Annotated in this window: 18 protein-coding genes and 1 tRNA gene; 5 read left to right on the top strand and 14 right to left on the bottom strand. The window is 67.6% G+C overall.

Annotated features, from left to right (window positions below; genetic code table 11):
* Window positions 1–57 precede the first annotated feature (57 nt).
* From AB0J78_RS15790 to AB0J78_RS15775, 4 genes are all read right to left on the bottom strand, one after another.
* Window positions 58–1,404, bottom strand: coding sequence for a lipase family protein (locus AB0J78_RS15790; RefSeq protein ID WP_363789631.1), 1,347 nt, complete (start codon window positions 1,402–1,404; stop codon window positions 58–60).
* A 184-nt stretch (window positions 1,405–1,588) separates the two neighbouring features.
* Window positions 1,589–2,449 carry a M15 family metallopeptidase gene (locus AB0J78_RS15785; RefSeq protein WP_363789630.1) on the bottom strand — a complete coding sequence of 287 codons (861 nt, stop codon included), beginning with the start codon at window positions 2,447–2,449 and terminating at the stop codon, window positions 1,589–1,591.
* A 54-nt stretch (window positions 2,450–2,503) separates the two neighbouring features.
* Window positions 2,504–2,731 carry a DUF2795 domain-containing protein gene (locus AB0J78_RS15780; RefSeq protein ID WP_363789629.1) on the bottom strand — a complete coding sequence of 76 codons (228 nt, stop codon included), beginning with the start codon at window positions 2,729–2,731 and terminating at the stop codon, window positions 2,504–2,506.
* 64 nt (window positions 2,732–2,795) lie between these two features.
* A complete protein-coding gene (locus tag AB0J78_RS15775) occupies window positions 2,796–3,728 on the bottom strand; it encodes an MFS transporter (protein ID WP_363789628.1) in 933 nt (310 codons plus the stop codon).
* 435 nt (window positions 3,729–4,163) lie between these two features.
* On the opposite strand from AB0J78_RS15775, the gene AB0J78_RS15770 reads away from it, so the two are divergent.
* Both AB0J78_RS15770 and AB0J78_RS15765 read left to right on the top strand, forming a co-directional pair.
* Window positions 4,164–4,478 (top strand): MerR family transcriptional regulator, encoded by a 315-nt coding sequence (locus tag AB0J78_RS15770; protein WP_363789626.1) that lies wholly within the window; start codon window positions 4,164–4,166, stop codon window positions 4,476–4,478.
* A 102-nt stretch (window positions 4,479–4,580) separates the two neighbouring features.
* The gene (locus AB0J78_RS15765) at window positions 4,581–4,742 is read left to right on the top strand and encodes a hypothetical protein (protein ID WP_363789625.1); all 162 of its coding nucleotides are present in this window, start codon (window positions 4,581–4,583) and stop codon (window positions 4,740–4,742) included.
* 631 nt (window positions 4,743–5,373) lie between these two features.
* Here AB0J78_RS15765 and AB0J78_RS15760 read toward each other — a convergent pair.
* The 4 genes from AB0J78_RS15760 to AB0J78_RS15745 all read right to left on the bottom strand — a co-directional run bounded on the left by AB0J78_RS15760 (window position 5,374) and on the right by AB0J78_RS15745 (window position 7,768).
* The gene (locus AB0J78_RS15760) at window positions 5,374–5,553 is read right to left on the bottom strand and encodes a hypothetical protein (RefSeq protein ID WP_363789761.1); all 180 of its coding nucleotides are present in this window, start codon (window positions 5,551–5,553) and stop codon (window positions 5,374–5,376) included.
* Complete coding sequence (locus tag AB0J78_RS15755) at window positions 5,550–5,927, bottom strand: STAS domain-containing protein (protein WP_363789624.1); 378 nt, start codon at window positions 5,925–5,927, stop codon at window positions 5,550–5,552. Before AB0J78_RS15755 ends, AB0J78_RS15760 begins: the two co-directional genes overlap by 4 nt.
* A 340-nt stretch (window positions 5,928–6,267) precedes the next feature.
* Window positions 6,268–6,471, bottom strand: a complete 204-nt coding sequence (locus tag AB0J78_RS15750) for a cold-shock protein (RefSeq protein ID WP_363789623.1) — start codon at window positions 6,469–6,471, stop codon at window positions 6,268–6,270.
* Between the two features lie 946 nt (window positions 6,472–7,417).
* Window positions 7,418–7,768, bottom strand: coding sequence for a hypothetical protein (locus AB0J78_RS15745; protein ID WP_363789622.1), 351 nt, complete (start codon window positions 7,766–7,768; stop codon window positions 7,418–7,420).
* 644 nt (window positions 7,769–8,412) lie between these two features.
* On the opposite strand from AB0J78_RS15745, the gene AB0J78_RS15740 reads away from it, so the two are divergent.
* The 3 genes from AB0J78_RS15740 (at window position 8,413) to AB0J78_RS15730 (ending at window position 10,010) form a co-directional block, all read left to right on the top strand.
* Window positions 8,413–9,036 carry a TetR family transcriptional regulator gene (locus AB0J78_RS15740; RefSeq protein ID WP_363789753.1) on the top strand — a complete coding sequence of 208 codons (624 nt, stop codon included), beginning with the start codon at window positions 8,413–8,415 and terminating at the stop codon, window positions 9,034–9,036.
* 234 nt (window positions 9,037–9,270) lie between these two features.
* Entirely contained in the window at window positions 9,271–9,531 is a 261-nt protein-coding gene (locus AB0J78_RS15735; RefSeq protein ID WP_363789620.1) for a hypothetical protein, read from the top strand.
* Entirely contained in the window at window positions 9,528–10,010 is a 483-nt protein-coding gene (locus AB0J78_RS15730; RefSeq protein WP_363789619.1) for a Ku protein, read from the top strand. Before AB0J78_RS15735 ends, AB0J78_RS15730 begins: the two co-directional genes overlap by 4 nt.
* 404 nt (window positions 10,011–10,414) lie before the next feature.
* Here the strand turns inward: AB0J78_RS15730 and AB0J78_RS15725 are convergent, their stop codons facing one another.
* From AB0J78_RS15725 to AB0J78_RS15700, 6 genes are all read right to left on the bottom strand, one after another.
* Complete coding sequence (locus AB0J78_RS15725; RefSeq protein WP_363789618.1) at window positions 10,415–11,062, bottom strand: dihydrofolate reductase family protein; 648 nt, start codon at window positions 11,060–11,062, stop codon at window positions 10,415–10,417.
* Window positions 11,063–11,594: 532 nt separating this feature from the next.
* Window positions 11,595–11,667, bottom strand: a tRNA-Ala gene (locus AB0J78_RS15720).
* A gap of 195 nt (window positions 11,668–11,862) precedes the next feature.
* A complete protein-coding gene (locus tag AB0J78_RS15715; RefSeq protein ID WP_363789617.1) occupies window positions 11,863–13,206 on the bottom strand; it encodes an NAD(P)/FAD-dependent oxidoreductase in 1,344 nt (447 codons plus the stop codon).
* On the bottom strand, window positions 13,199–13,435 hold the full coding sequence (locus tag AB0J78_RS15710; RefSeq protein WP_363789616.1) for a DUF6158 family protein: 237 nt from the start codon (window positions 13,433–13,435) through the stop codon (window positions 13,199–13,201). Before AB0J78_RS15710 ends, AB0J78_RS15715 begins: the two co-directional genes overlap by 8 nt.
* Before the next feature lie 82 nt (window positions 13,436–13,517).
* Window positions 13,518–14,768, bottom strand: a complete 1,251-nt coding sequence (locus AB0J78_RS15705) for an MFS transporter (RefSeq protein ID WP_363789615.1) — start codon at window positions 14,766–14,768, stop codon at window positions 13,518–13,520.
* A 348-nt stretch (window positions 14,769–15,116) separates the two neighbouring features.
* Window positions 15,117–15,938 (bottom strand): GNAT family N-acetyltransferase, encoded by an 822-nt coding sequence (locus tag AB0J78_RS15700; RefSeq protein WP_363789614.1) that lies wholly within the window; start codon window positions 15,936–15,938, stop codon window positions 15,117–15,119.
* Window positions 15,939–16,011 lie beyond the last annotated feature (73 nt).

Here is a 16,011-nt window from a genome sequence, read left to right as displayed (position 1 = left end):
GTTCCAACGCGACGGGGCCACGAGCGCGCGCTCGTGGCCCCGTCGACGCGGACCCGGTCAGGGCTGATCCGGCAGGGTGTTGCAGTTGTTGATCGCCGCGCCTCCGGAGAGGCGGTCGGTGAGCCACGAGATCGCGTTGCTCTGATCGGCCAGCAGCGGGGTGACGTGGTTGGTCAGCAGGCCCTTGCCGAGATCCGGGATCTGGACGGGCTGGTAGGTGACCTCACCGCCTTGGGCGCACCAGTCCACGGCGAGCTGCCGGGCCTGGTCGTGCGGCACGATGTCGTCCTGCACGCCGGTGGCGACGCGGACGGCCGTGGCCGGCTTCCGGGCGCCGATGAGCTGGTCGTCGAGGACCTCCCGCACCGCCGGCTCGGCCTCGACGACCTCGCCGAGGGTCTGGCCGGTGGTGGTCCACTCGGCGCTGCGGCGGAAGGCGAAGCGCGCGATGCCGTCACCGATGCACGACGTGGACAGGGTTTCCAGCGCGGCCTTGCCGTCCTCGTTGAGGTACTCGTCGGCGACGGGCTGGAGTTCGGGGTGAGCCTGGATGAACCCGTTGAGCGACCAGCCGAGCGCGCCGACCAGGGCACTGCCGTCGATGCCTTCGATGACCTCGGTGAGGTTCGCGGGCGGGGCTCCGACGTAAGCGCCGGCGAGCGCGACGTCCGGGGCGTAGTCGGGCTGCAGCTCGGTGGCGGAGGCGGTGGCCCCGCCGCCCTGGCTGTATCCGTAGAGGGCGACGCGGGAGTCGGGGGTGACCGAGGTGTCGGGCAGCTGACGGGCCGCGCGCACGGCGTCGAGCACCGCGTGCCCGCCGTCGACGCGGTTCACGTAGGTGTGCAGCCGATCGGTGGTGCCCAGGCCCACGTAGTCGGTGACGACCACGGCCGCGCCTTCGGCCAGCAGCCGGTAGATCGCGATGTCCTCGTAGCCGACCGACACCGAATCGCCGTTGAAGTTGATCGGGCGTTCCAGGCCCATCGAGGCCGAGCAGGAGTCGCCCTGACCCATCGTCCCGGGCGCGACCGCCACCAGCGGGCGCGGACCCTCGCCGCGCCACGGCGCCGAGGGTTCGATGTAGGCGCCGGTCACCGCTGCGGGCCGGCCGTTGGAGTCGGTGGTCTTGTACATCAGGCGGGTCGCCGTGCCCGGCAGCTGCTGCCCGCCGATGCTGGGCAGGCTCAGCGCGAGCGGCAGCTCTTCGGTGCGCACCAGGGCGCCGTCGGCCGCGGGGAGTTCGGCGGGCGGGTCGTAGAAACCGGCGCTGACCATGCCGGGCGTGTTGGGCGCGTCGTCGGCGATCGCGGGCACGGCTTGCGAACCGGCGATGACCAGCGACAACGCGGTGGCTGTGACCAGCCGTCGCGCCACGGCGGGCGGGTGGTGGGCAGATCGGGGCATGCGGTCGCTCCCTGCGTCATCGAATGGTGCGAACTGCGCGAGTCGATCGGGTCCGCGGCCGATCACCGCGACCCGTGCGCGTCGTCGACCGAGTCGACTTCTGGGGTGGACAACGACGCACCACGCGGAAAGTTGCGCAGTACAACGACGCTCGGTCTGGCGAGAAGTGGCCAGCCGGCAGGGCTCAGCGGAAAGCCGCGCTGTTGACGGGGAAGTCGAAGTACTCGTCCGGGAAGGGCTCCTGGGGCAGGTTGAAGTGCCACCACTCCCCCGCGTAGCCCTTCAGCCCGACGGCGGTGAGCGCGTCGTGCAGCTTCTGCCGGTTGGCGCGGGCCTCCCCGGTCACGCGCGGGTCATCGGTGTGCGCCATGTCGTCGAAGCAGTCGAAGCCGGTGCCCATGTCGACGCCGTTGTCCGGGAACCGCTGTCCCACCGGCGCCGTGCACGAGGCCAGCGGTTCGCCGGGCACGTAGGCGCGCTGGGCGGGGACGGGCAGCCGCACCAGGGTGAGGTCGACCGAGCTGCCCCGGCTGTGCCCGGAGTTCTCGGCGATGTAGCCGGCCGAGTACAGCTGCGACTTGTCCAGGCCCGGGTAGAACTCGGACTTCATGCGCTGGTCACCGACGTCCTCCGCCCATTCGACGAATCGGTCGTCGGCCTGCTGCGGCCGGTAGCAGTCGTAGACCTTGAGCGTGTAGCCCTGACCGACGAGCCGCTGCTGCGCCTCGTGCAGGGCCTCGGCCAGCGGGCGCGTCAGCACGCACATCGGCTCGTCGTAGCCGGGCACGGGGTCGCCGGTGAAGTTGTGCGGCGTCGCGTACCGGATCTCCTCGACGATCGAGGAGTCGACGTCGCGCAACCGCACGAACCCGTCAGGAGCCTGCTCGACCTGCGTTGCGGGCGCGGGCGCAGGCGCAGGCGCGGACGGGCTTAGGGCCGGGGGTGGTGCGGGCGCAGGTGGTGCGGGTGACGGCGGCGGTGCGGCCGTTCCGCACGCCGCCGTCACCAGCACGAACGCCACAGCCGACATGAACCCCCGAGTCATGCCGGTCACGATAGTTATCGACGATCGGAGTCGCCTGCCGGGCGAAACTCCTGGTCAGCCGCGAGCCGTACCGCCAGGGGCGTCTCCTTCCGGCTCCTGCGGGACGGCGTCGATGACCTCGTCCTTGTTGGCGTACCGGCGCGCGGGGATCGATCGGAGTGCGGTGAGCGTCTCGGAGTCGGCCTCGCGATCGGTGGCGAAGTCGACGAGCTGTTCGCGGTCAGCGGGGAACTCGAGTCCTTGCAGTGCCTTGTCGACCCGCATCTCATCGCGCTTGGTCATGTCCAGTCCTTCCCGCGGGGTGCCAATCGGTCCAGTTGAGGACTACCCACTCGACCCGCTCGTCTCACTCGGCGCCGGGCAGTCGGCGGAGGCGGGGCGCCGCCACCGCCACGACAGCGATGAGGACGACCGCGGCCCCGAGGATCACCGCCTGCAACGAGCTGACCTCGGCGATCGGTCCCGCCAGTCCCGCGCCCAGCGGCATCAGGCCCCACGCCAGGACGCGGTGCGCGCTGGTCACGCGACCGGTCAGCGCTCGTGGGGTGAGGCGCTGCCGGTTCGCCGCCGACAGCACGTTCCAGGCGCCCGCACCCACGCCCATCACGAAGTACGCCACCCAAATCAGCAGCGGATCGGCCGCAGCCTCCAGCAGCGCGATTCCGGCCGCGAGCACGAGGAGCGCGCTGATCATCACCGTTCCGCTCCCCCACCGCGCAGCCCACCGGGACGCGGCCGGTGCGGCCAGCAACGTCCCGATCGCGGTGCACACCAGCAGGGTCGGCACCGAAGCCGCAGGCAGCCGCACCACCTCGATCGCGTAGAGGAACGCCACCGCATTTACACCGCTTGTCAGCAGCGCCGTGACACCGACGACCCCCACGACCGCGCGCAAGGCAGGCTGGCGCATCAGGAACCGAAGTCCCGCAACGACTTCGGACCGCAGCGAGCTCCTCTCGGCGGCGGTCGCCGGGGCACCGGTGGCGATCACGACCGCGAGGCACAACGCGACGGCGGACCGGAAGAGGTGGCTCACCACCAGCATTCGCCGCACCGGAAACCGGTCGACGATCGCGCCCGCAGGCAACGCCACAAGCAGCCACGGCAGCACAGTCGCCAACGCCACCCCGGACATCGCCAGCGGATCCCGCGTGATCACCGCGGTGACCAGCGGCAACGCAGCCGACAGCACGCCGTCCCCGACAGACGACACCGCCCACGCCGCCAACAAACAACGAAAAGACCGACTCCCCAGCCCCGACCGCACCCCTCGCGTCATCGCGCTCCAGTCTCTCGACACGCGCAAGCGTCCGAAGACGCATCGGCCAGGCACTGAGCTTCAGGCCCCTCGCCCTTGAGCAATTTCTGTGATGGCCGCTGTAGACATCGTTGGTTGGTCCTGTTATGTTGTCTCCAGACACGGAGAGCACTGAAGCGCCATCATCGACGAATCGGCGCGGCTGGTGATGGAAGTGGAGCTGCAGTTGCAGGCCCCTGGGCGGAAACCTGGAGGTTCCCGCCCAGGGGGTGGAGAAGGGTCTCTGAGCTGTACACGAGCGAGAAGGGGGGTCGTCGAGTCACTGTTTTCCCCGCCGCCCCACTCCCGGCGTTCGTGGATGGAAGAGCGGCCTGAGTAGTGAGTAATTACCCTCTCGCGGCCCCCGGTGCACCAGCTGGTGCACCGGGGGCCTTGTCGAGGGGTGAGGGAGCGGTATTGAGCCAGGATCGGCACAGCGCCGGCGCGAAGTTCGACGACGAGGATTACCCCGCCTACACGATGGGGCGGGCTGCGGAGATGCTCGAGGTGACCCAGCCGTTCCTGCGGTCGCTGGAAGAAGCGGGCCTGATCGATCCGCAGCGTTCGGCCGGGGGGCACCGGCGCTACTCGCGCCGACAGTTGCGGCGGGCTGAACGCGCCCGCGAACTCATCGACCAAGGCACTCCGGTGGCGGCGGCGTGCCGGATCATCAGTCTCGAGGACCAGCTCGCCGAGCACACCGGCCGGCCGGAGCCTGGCGCGCGGAGTTAGCTCGCGCGCCGACGTCGGCGTGCGTCCTGGTCACGATGCCGCACAGGTGTTCCTGGGGCGGGTAAGGCTGTAGCGATGCTGCAGAGATGAGGAGAAGTGCCCGTGCGTGCCCGACTGGCCAGTGCATGGCTGTCTGCGGCGTTGGTGGCCTACTTCGTGGTGACCGCGCCTGTTGAGGCCGCTGATCTGACCCGCGACCTGCTGGGCCGACTTGCCACCGCAGCCCACAGCGGCGTGGTCTTTCTGACCAACCTCGCCATGTGACAGACCCCGGCGTGCTAGCCGCGTCAAAGGTGGCGGGTGTGACGGGCAGGAGGAGCCAGACGATGATGTGATGGCGGACCGCCGCTGCGGTGACGGCGGTGTGGAAGACCTCGTGATAGCCGAACATGCTCGGCCACGGGTCGGGTCACCGGGTCGCTGGCCAGATGGATCCACCCCCGCATGCGCGGGATTGACCGAAGCATAGGCGCGACGCGTAGTCAGGACTTCGCGCATACCACCATGATACGAAAGTTCTTGCCGCGCAAGGCGTATGTTCGATCACCAATCACCGGGCGCGTCGGTGCCGAACGGGGTTCGCAGCGGGCGCAGAGTCTCCTCGCTCTGATCTGCTCGCCGCTGATGGGGGGCTGAGGTGGGACGGGGCGGGCCGGGCTCGAGGAATGCGACAGGCGCAACCAGCATTCGTGCACGGGGTTCGCCTCCGAGGGCAGGTGGGCGTGCGTCGCGACGCGGCGGCGTGCCGCGCCAGTCAACGCGTACCGAGCCGTTCCGAGGATCGTTGCTGGGGCGGAGGGAAGTGGATAGGTTCACAAAAAGTCCTTTCGGGAAAGCTGAGTCCCACGGTTGCAGCGCTTTTCGGCTTCACGGGTGCGGCCACGAGGTGGGGTGGTCAGTCAGCGTCGGTGAGGAACACGCGTCCTCCGCCGTAGGCGGCGAGCTGGTGGTCGGCGCGGGCGATCGCATCGTGTTCGGTCCCGACGATGCGCGCGGTGTGCTGGCCTTCGGCATCGGTGATCTGCCAGGCATCATCGGACAACGTCCGCGCGACGTGGCGGGAGTGTCGCATCACGCCATCACCACCGCGGCGTTCTGCCGAGGCGCAGGTGTCGTGGCCGTGGTAGTCGCGAACTCGGCGCAGGGGCTGCGGGCCGGGAGCGCGCTCACTCCCACCGCATGCAGCACGCGCTGCACGCGGGGCACCGCGTTGATGATGTGGAGGGGGATGTGCCGATGCGCCGCGTAGGCGTGTGCGGCGACGAGGAGATCGAGCCCGGCGGCATCGATGTCGGTGGCCTTGGCAAGGTCCACGAGCGTTTCCGGTGGTCCGGTCAGCACATGCGGCCAGAGCTGCTCGGCCAGCAGGGTGACTTCCGAACCGGAGAGGTCACCATCCACTGTGAACACTGCCGGTGGGGTCGTGATCAGGCTGTTGTCAGCCCTCATCGGGCTCCAATACACGTAGAAGGATCATCTTGCGGCTAGCGCAGCGCGGACAGTCGCCGCTGCAGGACCGCAGACACGAACAAGGCTCCGGGAACCCCGCGAGTGGAAACCCACTCGGCTCGACCGGAGAGGAACTGGTGTTGCAGCAGGCTGCGCCCAGCTGCTTCGTTGCGCGCCCAGTGACGGGCAGCGTCGTCGCAGCGGCGTGCGTGCTGCTGGGGTAGATCGGTTCGGGTCGCCTCAACCGCACCGCGACTGGCGGGTGTGGGAGCTATGCCAGCGAAACCGCAGTCCCCGGCCCGCACACGAGGTGCGGGCCGGGAAGGAACTCAGCGGAGCCTCAGGCCACGCGCACGACGTCGGCCTGCGGGCCCTTGGGGCCCTGGCTGACGTCGTAGGTCACCTGCTGGTCCTCTTCGAGGGTGCGGAAGCCGGCCGCGTCGATGGCCGAGTAGTGCACGAACACGTCCGGTCCGCCCTCGTCCGGAGCGATGAAGCCGAAGCCCTTTTCCGAGTTGAACCACTTCACGGTTCCGTTGGTCATGTCAGTCTCCTTCGGGAGCTGGGGTATGACGGGCAACCGCACCGCGCGGAGGCCCGGGCCGGGGATCTCAGACGGCGGCTAACTCCAGCTACAACCAAAGAAAGAAGCTCGCCCGCATCAACATCCTGCGAGCATGCACAAAACACGAACCCAGAAATACAACGACCACCACACACCCTACACGCCCCGGCTGCCATCAACACCCGGCAAGCACCGGGGCGAACCGCCGACCTTCCGTTTTTCCGTTCTACGAACGCCGGTTCGGTGGGGGCTACGGGCGGTAAACCAGCAGGTCAACGGATCGCGGTGAACATCCGAAGCCACTTTCGAACCGCCTTGAACGCGAACGAATGAGACCAAAACTGAGATCATGCAGCTAGTCCACGGGTTGCCTCGGTCGCATTACCTCGCTCGCCACCGCACCAGCGCCGCCAGGACTTTCCGCCCTGTTCTCGTCGACCGGAACCGTGCCACTTAAACGACGGTCCGGCGAGAGCGCCGAAGACAGCTGATTTGCAGGCTCCGAGTAGTCGCCTGTTGGCTCCTCCAGGCGTTGCGGGCTCGGCGGTAGCTCGCGAGAGCATCAGCCAGGGACGAGGCGCTCTGCTCGATCGGTCAGTTGCGTGGCCCGCGAGGCCGTCGGGCGCTGCACACGTCCTAGCGGCGAGAGATGCCCCGCAACCGCAGAACACAGGTTGCGGAGCGCCTCGCTCGTTGTTCCCTCGACCACCGATACGTAGCGCAGGCGTGGAACAAACTCAGGGACCACCCTGCAGGCCCCTGTCCGACGTCCTGGACCTACGCACTCCAGGACGTACCCGCGAGGATGGAACGTCACGGAAATCCTCGCGTGGATGAACTTATTCACGGCTGCTGCAGGGCGGGTGACACATACTGGCCTTACCCACGATCGTATTATCCGAGATCGCTGTTGCCTGAAGGGATTTCAGAACCGACACCCATGGGCGATCATGACGGCGACACCCAGTGCGTGCTGCGCGTTGGCCAGCTGCGTGGTCTCGGCCGCGACTCCAGGGTGCGCGCGCGAGACATGCCACAGCGAGTTGAGCAGGGCATAAAGCTCATCGAGTGTGCTGATGATCGCCGGTCCGTAGGCAGCCAGCTCTGGTCGGAGCACCTCGGCGGGCAGCGACGCCGCGTGGAATGCGGCTAACCGTGCGGCATCTCGCGCCTCGTACAGCGCTTCGATGGAATCACCAGGTTGTGGGGTTCGGAACACGAGTAGGTCTCCCTTTCCTCGTTGCGGCTGGGCGAAATGCTGGTGGACAGGATTCACCAGCACTCCGCACCCCTAGGACCGTGCGGGACTCGGGACGGTTTCCATCTACGACACCAATTCCCGCAACGAGTGACACTCGGTTCAGAAAGAAAGAGGCCCCACTCCTCAGAACAAGGAACGGGCCTTCCAAAGGGTGAGTGACGGGAATCGAACCCGCGACACCTGGGACCACAACATAGATCGACTGCTTTCGACTCGCGAGGGCGAACCCGTTGTAGCAGGTGATCAGTGGTCTCGCCCGCTCACGGCAGCGTCTGACCGACTCCCGGCGACGTTGGGTGTCGCGTCCGGCTCCCAGTTCACTCCCGGAGGTCGCCCCGGTGTCCACCGGTTTCTGAGCGCTTCAGGCACCGTTTGACAACATGAATAAAAATGTTTATCGGTTTCATGTAACGCTCGTGGATCACCTGGCCGAATGGGGTTTTCACCCGCATGGGATGTAACACTTGACCAAGGTCAAGTGACGCTTAGCGATTTCACCTTTTCGCTTTACGATGTCGCGGCATGTCCGGAACGCACGGATGTCGGTTCATCAGCAGACTGGGCGGTCCAACTTGAACCAGGGAGGCGCATTGCCTGCTGAAATTGCACCGCTGCGGCGCAAGCCCGTGCAGCAGCGAAGTGCCCAACGAGTGGAGAAGATGCTCGCCGCCACCGCCGGCCTCATCGACGAGGTGGGCTACGACGGATTAACAACCACCCTCATCGCAGAACGAGCCGGAGTCGCGGTCGGATCGCTGTACCAGTTCTTCCCGGACAAGCGCGCCGTCGTGCAGGAGCTGACGCTGCGCAACCTGGACCGCTTCGTGCGGACGGTGTCCAGCCGCTTCGAGCAGCTGGAACTCGCCCACTGGTGGGATGCCGTTGACGCGGTCTTCGACACCTACCTGACCATGCACCGCGAGGTCCCGGCGTTCAGCCGGCTGCACTTCGGGGACGTGGTCGACCTGCGGTTGCTCGATCCGAGCAAGGACAACAACGCGGTCATCGCGGAGAAGCTGACCGGGCTGATCGCCGAGGAGTTCCAGCTCGACCCGGCCGACCTCGCCCTGCCGCTGACCGTGGCCGTCGAAGCGGCGGACGCCGTGCTGCACCTGGCGTTCCGGCGCGACCCCCACGGCGACCAGGCCATGCTGGCCGAAGCCAAAGACCTGGTCCGCGGGTACTTGTCCAACCGGATCACCCAAGAGCAACGGGTGAAACCGACCATGGTCGGGCCGACGATCAGGGCGAGTCACCCGAACGACCTGCCTTCTCCCCGGTAAGTCGGTATCACCTGGTAGACGGCCGAGACCCCGCCGTCTACCAGGTGGTACCGATTAACCGCTCTGCGAGCTCCCCGGCCATGCGTCGCTTGTCTGGGCATGGAGCGCCAGGATTCGTGACGCGGGTCCGTACCGGCCGCCTCACCGGCAGTGGCTGGCCGCTGACGGGCCGACGACGATCAGGCCGAGTTGAAAGCCCTGCCATTTGCCGCGCCGCGGTCATATCGTCTTCCCATGTTGCAGACCGAAGTCACCACCCGAGTTGGAACGTTTGTGTTCTCGACAGCGCGGATCAGCGTCGATCAGGTGACCGGTCGAGAGGAGTACGAGACGACCATCACCGAGCCCTGTGGCCAGATCGCCAAGCCCGTCCGACGCTGCCTCACCCAGCAGCGGGCGCGCCAGGTTCACCAAGAGTCAGTGGATCAGTTGGTCGAGATCGAACACGGCAGGGCGGAGATCAGGTCGCATCCGCAAGAGCAGCCACGATCTTGATCCTGTTCGATCGCTCGTACTTCCTCCAGCCGCACCAGATCGCACTCGGCGCCTACAGCCTGCTGCGCGACGCCATGACCGACACCGGCCGTGTCAGGTTGGGGCGGGTGGCGATCCGGACTCGTGAGCGGTTGGCGCTGCTGCGGCCCTATGGGCCGGGGATCAGCCTGGTCACGCTGTTGTGGCCGGATGAGGTGCGGGAACCGGATTTCGAGTGGCTCACCGACCAGACTCCGCAGCCCCGCGAGCAGGAACAGCGGATGGCCGAGCAGCTGGTGCTGTTGCTGTCGAGCGCGACTTTCGACCCCACCGGCTACCGGGACCACTCACGCGAGGCTCTGCAGGTCCTGATCGATGCCAAGCTCGCCAACCATGAGATCGCTGTTCCGGAACCGCGTACGCAGGAAGCCGCGGACCTCGAGAAGGCACTGCGGGTCAGCCTCGATCAAGCCCGCCAGGCGCGTTCTTCGGGTGCGTGACGGCGGCCTTGACGAGTGTCAAGGTTCGAACAGGTGGAGGAACGCAGACGGATGCTAACTTCAAATTCCGTTCTCGTTTGAGATCGGATTTTCACCGGCCGAACCGAGACGGACGGTGTGCGGAAAGGTCCGGAAACTGGCCGGACCCTTCTGGGGGATGACGAGGTGCCAGGGGCCGGGGGATGAGGGGTGCGCCGGCGCCCTGGCGCTTCGATTGGGCCATGGTGGCGGCAACGGTCGGTGGACAACGAAGCGCCGTTCCCAGCCATGCCCTCACGTCGAGACTGCGCCGGTCTCCCCCCGCCTCCACACACCCCGAGTCGCTCATCAACCCGGAGCATACGGTGGCGCGGCTGCTGGAGACCGGCGCCGCGTTCGTGGACGCTTAGACAGTTCTCAGTGCGTCACTTCCGCCAGAACAGGTGGTGCACAACCCGGCTCGGGCTGGGGACCACGTCGAGGTGGAAGCGGTCGATCAGCTCGTCCGGGGACTCCCACAGGCGGGCACCGGAGCCGAGCGTGATCGATGGGTTCACCACCACGTGCAAGGTGTCCACCAGGTCCGCCTCCAGGAAGGCGCGGATTGTCGTGGCGCCGCCACCGACGCGGACGTCCTTGCCCTGGGCTGCCTCCTTTGCCCGCTCAAGGACCTTGGCGGGGTCGTCGTCGACGAAATGGAAGGTGGTGTCCGACAAGGTGAAGGACGGGCGGGTGTGGTGGGTCATGACGAAGACCGGGGTGTGGAAGGGCGGGTTGTCGCCCCACCAGCCCTGCCACTCCTCGTTCTGCCAGGGACCGCGCTGCGGGCCGAACTTGTTGCGGCCCATGATTTCGGCGCCGATGTTGTGGTCGTAGTCGCGGATGAAGTAGTCGTCCAGTCCGCGGCTGCCGCCCGGCTCCGTCCGCATCTTCCAGCTGGCCGTGGTGCCGGCCCAGCTCATCAAGCTCATCGGATCGGCGTGGCCGAAGGGCCGCTCCAGGCTCTGCCCCTCGCCCGCGCCGAATCCGTCGCTCGAGACGGTGAAGTTCTGGACCCGCAGCAACTGCGCCATGGTGCTACCTGCTCCCGTTCGGTGATCTCTGATCATCGCTGTCGGAACGGTAGACCCGCGGGCCCGGAAAAAGTCATCGCAGCCGTGCCCGCAGCACCTCCGCGAACTCGTCCATCCGCTCCGGCTAGGTCAGCCCCAGGTCGAGGCGCTTGTCCATGTCCAGACGAAAGGTGCCGTACGGACGAGCTCTGACTCTGGGAATAGTCAGAGCTGCATGGCTGGTGGCCGGTACCGTGCGCAAGGCGCCTGTTGCTCTCATTACTGGGGCCGCCGACGCCAACAGCACCGCTGCGGGGATAGCGCGCCGTCTGTCCTCGGATGGCTGGGAGATCGTCACCAGCGAGCTCGATCAGCCGTACTTGGTGAGAAGGATGTCTACCAGCTGCGTATCGCCAACCAACCTGCGCAACTCCTTCTAGATCGAGTTCGGCCCATGCCGCTAGAGGAGCCGCGCTGTGCCCAGTTCGACACGTTAGACAGGCAGCAAAAGACCAGGGCCGATGCTCGGAAGCATCGGCCCTGGTCATCTGGGTGGAGCTGAGGGGATTCGAACCCCTGACCCCTTGACTGCCAGTCAAGTGCGCTACCAGCTGCGCCACAGCCCCTTGTTCTGTTCTTCCGAGGTGTTCGGTTTGTTTCCGCCCCGCTCATCTCGTGTGCCAATACAGTACAACAGCCGTTCGGGGCCGTTTTCAGGGGGTCCCCATTAGGGGTCGCAGCCCATCTGAGCTGGGGAAACGTGCCCGTCGTCTTGATCGCCCCACGGAGTCGTGTTGACTCCGTGAGGACGGTCACTTCGATCATCCGGCGGCTGTTGTTCCGTGGGGTTTGGGCAGGCCCCTGGTGTTGGCGGCTTTGACGAACTCCGCTCTCGGGTCGTGGAGTTCGCCCAAGGCCACGACCTGGCGGCGGAACGGGAGCTCCAGGATCCAGTCGCCGAGGATGCGGGCCTTGCGGGACGTCGTCGGCATCTTCATCAGGTGGTACGCGCGGTGCAGCAGCCACGCCGGGAGTCCCTTGAGCTTGATGCCGTAGACCTCCGCGGCGCCCCGGAACAGACCAAGGCCCGCGACCGAGCCCGCGTGCTTGTGCCGGTACTCGCGCAGTTCCTCGCCGCGCAGCTGGGCGATGATGTTGTCCGCCAGCAGCTTCGCCTGGCGGACCGCGTGCTGGGCCGACGGGCTGGTCAGCGCCTCCGGGTCGCTGCTGGTGAGGTCCTGGACGGCGGCGCAGTCCCCTGCCGAGAACACGTTGTCGGTGCCCTTGACCTGCAGCCTCGTCGTGCATTCCAGGCGCCCCTTGGAGTCTCGCGGCAGATCGCTGTCCTCCAGCATCGGGTGCGGTTTGACGCCGGCGGTCCAGACGATGGTGTCCGCGTGGAAGTCGTCGCCGTCGGACAGGACCGCGTGTCCGTCCACAAGGGAGCTCGCGGTGGTGTTGAGCTTGACCTCGATGCCCAGGTTCTCCAGCTGCTGCTTGGTGTACTCGCCCATGTGCGGGCTGACCTCGGGCATGATGCGGCCCATCGCCTCCACCAGCACCCAGCGCATGTCGTGCTCGGACAGCTGCGGGTAGCTGCGGATCGCGTACCGGGCCATGCTCTGCAGCTCCGCCAAGGCCTCGATGCCCGCGTAACCGCCGCCGATGAACAGGAACGTCAGCAGCCGCCGGCGCAACTGCTCGTCCTCGGTGCTCGCGGCTATGTCCAATCTGGACAGAACGTGGTTGCGCAGGTAGATGGCCTCGCCGATGGTCTTGAACCCGACGCCCTGCTCCGCCAGACCCGGGATCGGCAGCGCGCGCGAGATCGAGCCGGGAACCGGGATCAGGATGTCGTAGTCGAGCTTCTCCGCCTTGCCATCGCCCAACGTCGCGGTCAGGCACCGGTTGGCGTGATCGATGTTGTTGACCTGCGCGGTCAGCACCTCGCAACGACCCAGCGCCTCGCGCAGCGGAACCACCACGTGACGCGGTTCCAGCGAACCGGCGGCGGCCTCCGGCAGGAAGGGCTGGTAGGTCATGTGCGGCTGGGTGTCGATGACGGTCACCCTCGCCTCACCCGCGTCCAGCTTCTTCTGCAGGCGGAGTGCCAGGGTGAGGCCCACGTGCCCGCCACCGATGATCACCACGCGTGGACTAGGCATGCTGCGGCTCCTCTCGTGCACCATCGCGCGTTCGACGCGGGTCCACGTCGCGCTCCGGATAGCGGCGCAGGTACTCCTGCTCCAGCTCGAACGTGCGGGCGGTGTGCTCCCGCAGCGCGTCGGGCGAGCCGTGCAGGAACGTCTCGTTGCGCGTCTGGTGCAGGTGCCGGAGTTCCCGCAGCAGCAGGTCCTCGGTCAGCTCGTGCCCCGGAATACCGGTGGTGTTCATGTCGTCCTCCCGCATCGGGCAGGGGCTACCGCAACGCCGGCGGCGTCACACCCGAATACCCGGAACGGGGGCGATCGACACCTCAGGCCGCGGCACGCACCTGTTCGGTGCCGGATCCCGGGCGCGGACGGGTCTCCGGAGCACCCACCCAGGCCAGCAGGCCGAGGGCCGCCGTGGCGCCCGTGACCAGGAACGCCGCCTGGTAGGAGACGGTGTCGGCGAGGGCCCCGGCGATCAGCGGGCCGAGGATGGCGCCGAGGTCAGCAGCCTGCTGGAAGGTCGCCAGCACCGTTCCACCGCGCCTGTTGCCGCCGATGATGTCGGCGACCGCCGCGTTCTGCGCCGGGTTGAGCACGCCCGCGCCCATGCCCGCGATCAGCGACGCCGCCAGGAACACCGGAACCGACGTGGTGAAGCCCAGCGACGCCGTCGCCACGCCCGAGACGACCAGGCCGATGAGCACCATCGGCTTGCGGCCGTGCCGGTCGGTCATCCGCCCCGACAGCAGCAGCACGCCTGCGTTGCCGACGGCGAACACCGACAGGGCGATGCCGGACATCGACTGCGGAGCCTTGAGGGCCTCGACCACAAACAGCGGGACCAGGGCGATGCGGACGCCGAAGACCGCCCAGCCGTTGCCGAAGTTCGACAGCAGCGACGCCACGTAGGAGCGCATGCGCAGGGCCTCGCCCAGCGGCATCGACGGGGTGGCGTCATCACCCAGCGGGGCGGCCAACGTCGACTTGCGCAGCATGAACCAGCCGAGGAAGGCGGCGCCGAACAGCGCGATGCCGTAGGTGACGAACGGCAGCCGCAGCGAGTAGCCGACCATCACACCGCCGACGATCGGCCCGGAGACGTTGCCCAGCAGGAAGCTCGTCGCCCACACGCCCGAGGCGCGTCCGCGCAGGTGCGGCGGCGACAACCGGATCAGCAGGCCCACGCCGGAGACGGTGAACATCGTCGAACCGATGCCGCCGAGCGCGCGGAAGATCAGCAGCTGCCAGTAGGAGTCGGCGAACGCGCACGCCGTGCTGCTGATGCCGACGATCGTGATGCCGATGACGTAGATCGTGCGCTCGCCCGCCGCCGAGACCAGACGTCCGCTCAGCGGGGCGAACAGCAGGCGCATCATCGCGAAGGCGCTGACGATGAACCCGGCGGCGGTGACGCCCACGTCGAAACTCGTGGCGAACGCAGGTAACGCGGGCGCGACGATCCCCATGCCGACGGCGACGATGAAGCTGCCCGCGACGAGGATCCAGATCTCCCGGGGCAGGGAGGAGATGCCCTGGCTCGTGCTGGTCTTCTCTGACGCTGAGCCGCTGGACACAGGCTTCCTCCCGGATTCTGGACAGTTCGAGCCACAGCAACCAACGCCACCCGAGGGCGAGGAAATTCCACCGGAGCGCCCAAGTGGCACGCACCTCACCCACGCAGCCCAAGCCCAGAACGTGGAACGAGAGCAGGAGATGTTCACAAATGCGGCAAAGCCGCGGATTCAGGTGCGGGACTCAACCCGCACCGCCGCGGGTTCTCAGCGGTTCTCTGGGGAGGACGCCGCGACGCCGATGTCCACCCCTGGGGTAAGCGGAAGACATCAGGAGTGGCGCCCGGACCCAGAGGACCGCTGAGGTTCCGCCACCCGCACCGCTGAGCAAAGCGCCCACGAAACAGGGACCTATAGCAGGTCGTCGATTCTGCGGGCGTAGGCCGTCACTCCGTAGGCCACGTCGAAGCCGATGGCTTCGGCGAAGCGCTGAGCCGTGCCGCCTTCCTCGGTGTGGGCCGCGACCAGCAGCGCGCCCATGCGGCGGAGCTCCTCCGAGGTCTCGGTGACCAGGTCGTGGCCGATGCCGCGCCGACGGCGGCCAGGCCGGACCACGACCTGCTCGACGAGGCCGACGCCGCGTTCGACGAAGCCCTGGACGAAGCCGGCGATCCGGTCGACGCCCGGGTCGTCGACGACGAGCAGCACGCTGCGGTTCTCGTCGAGGCGATGAGCCAGGTGGCGGGCCAGGCGCTGCTCGCCCTCCTCGGACAGGCCGGTCTCGTCGGCGTAGAGCTCGACGATGCCCTCCAGGTCCCGGTCCTCGGCCGGGCGCGTGACGCCGCTGCTGAAGCCCCGGGTGCGGTGCAGCAGCACCACCTGCTCCTCGACCGCGCGCCAGGCGGCGTCGTCGGCGATGCCCTCGATCTCCCCGACCGTCGTCGGCGAGGCGTAGACGACGGCTTCGGACCGCCCCGCCTCGGCGAACACCTGCTCCAGCTCCATCAGCGTGCCCGCCACCTGCGCGCCGGTGCCCCACAGGGCGCACGCGTGGTTGGCGACCGGCAACGGGTTGTCCTGGTTGAGCACGACCGTCGCCACACCCACCCGGGTGCGCATGCCGTAGCGGACCACGGCCGAGGCCAGGCGGGCGGTCTCGACCAGCCCGGCCAGCTCGCGGGCTTGCCTGGGATCGAGGAGGGTCTCGTCGTCCGGATCGTGCAGCGGGTCCACGGGTTCATTGTCCCCTCAACCAATACGGTTCCGCGTCGCCCTGCCGGATGTCGGTGGGGAGGGGCAGGATTGT

It is taken from the genome of Saccharopolyspora sp. NPDC049426 (assembly GCF_040676935.1).
Classification (GTDB): domain Bacteria; phylum Actinomycetota; class Actinomycetes; order Mycobacteriales; family Pseudonocardiaceae; genus Saccharopolyspora.
This window is presented reverse-complemented; position numbering and strand designations above follow the sequence as displayed.

Coding starts and splice junctions, on each gene's coding strand:
- AB0J78_RS15790 (WP_363789631.1), bottom strand. CDS start 1,404: ATGCCCCGATCTGCCCACCACCCGCCCGCCGTGGCGCGACGGCTGGTC.
- AB0J78_RS15785 (WP_363789630.1), bottom strand. CDS start 2,449: ATGACTCGGGGGTTCATGTCGGCTGTGGCGTTCGTGCTGGTGACGGCG.
- AB0J78_RS15780 (WP_363789629.1), bottom strand. CDS start 2,731: ATGACCAAGCGCGATGAGATGCGGGTCGACAAGGCACTGCAAGGACTC.
- AB0J78_RS15775 (WP_363789628.1), bottom strand. CDS start 3,728: ATGACGCGAGGGGTGCGGTCGGGGCTGGGGAGTCGGTCTTTTCGTTGT.
- AB0J78_RS15755 (WP_363789624.1), bottom strand. CDS start 5,927: ATGAGGGCTGACAACAGCCTGATCACGACCCCACCGGCAGTGTTCACA.
- AB0J78_RS15750 (WP_363789623.1), bottom strand. CDS start 6,471: ATGACCAACGGAACCGTGAAGTGGTTCAACTCGGAAAAGGGCTTCGGC.
- AB0J78_RS15740 (WP_363789753.1), top strand. CDS start 8,413: ATGCTCGCCGCCACCGCCGGCCTCATCGACGAGGTGGGCTACGACGGA.
- AB0J78_RS15735 (WP_363789620.1), top strand. CDS start 9,271: ATGTTGCAGACCGAAGTCACCACCCGAGTTGGAACGTTTGTGTTCTCG.
- AB0J78_RS15725 (WP_363789618.1), bottom strand. CDS start 11,062: ATGGCGCAGTTGCTGCGGGTCCAGAACTTCACCGTCTCGAGCGACGGA.
- AB0J78_RS15715 (WP_363789617.1), bottom strand. CDS start 13,206: ATGCCTAGTCCACGCGTGGTGATCATCGGTGGCGGGCACGTGGGCCTC.
- AB0J78_RS15710 (WP_363789616.1), bottom strand. CDS start 13,435: ATGAACACCACCGGTATTCCGGGGCACGAGCTGACCGAGGACCTGCTG.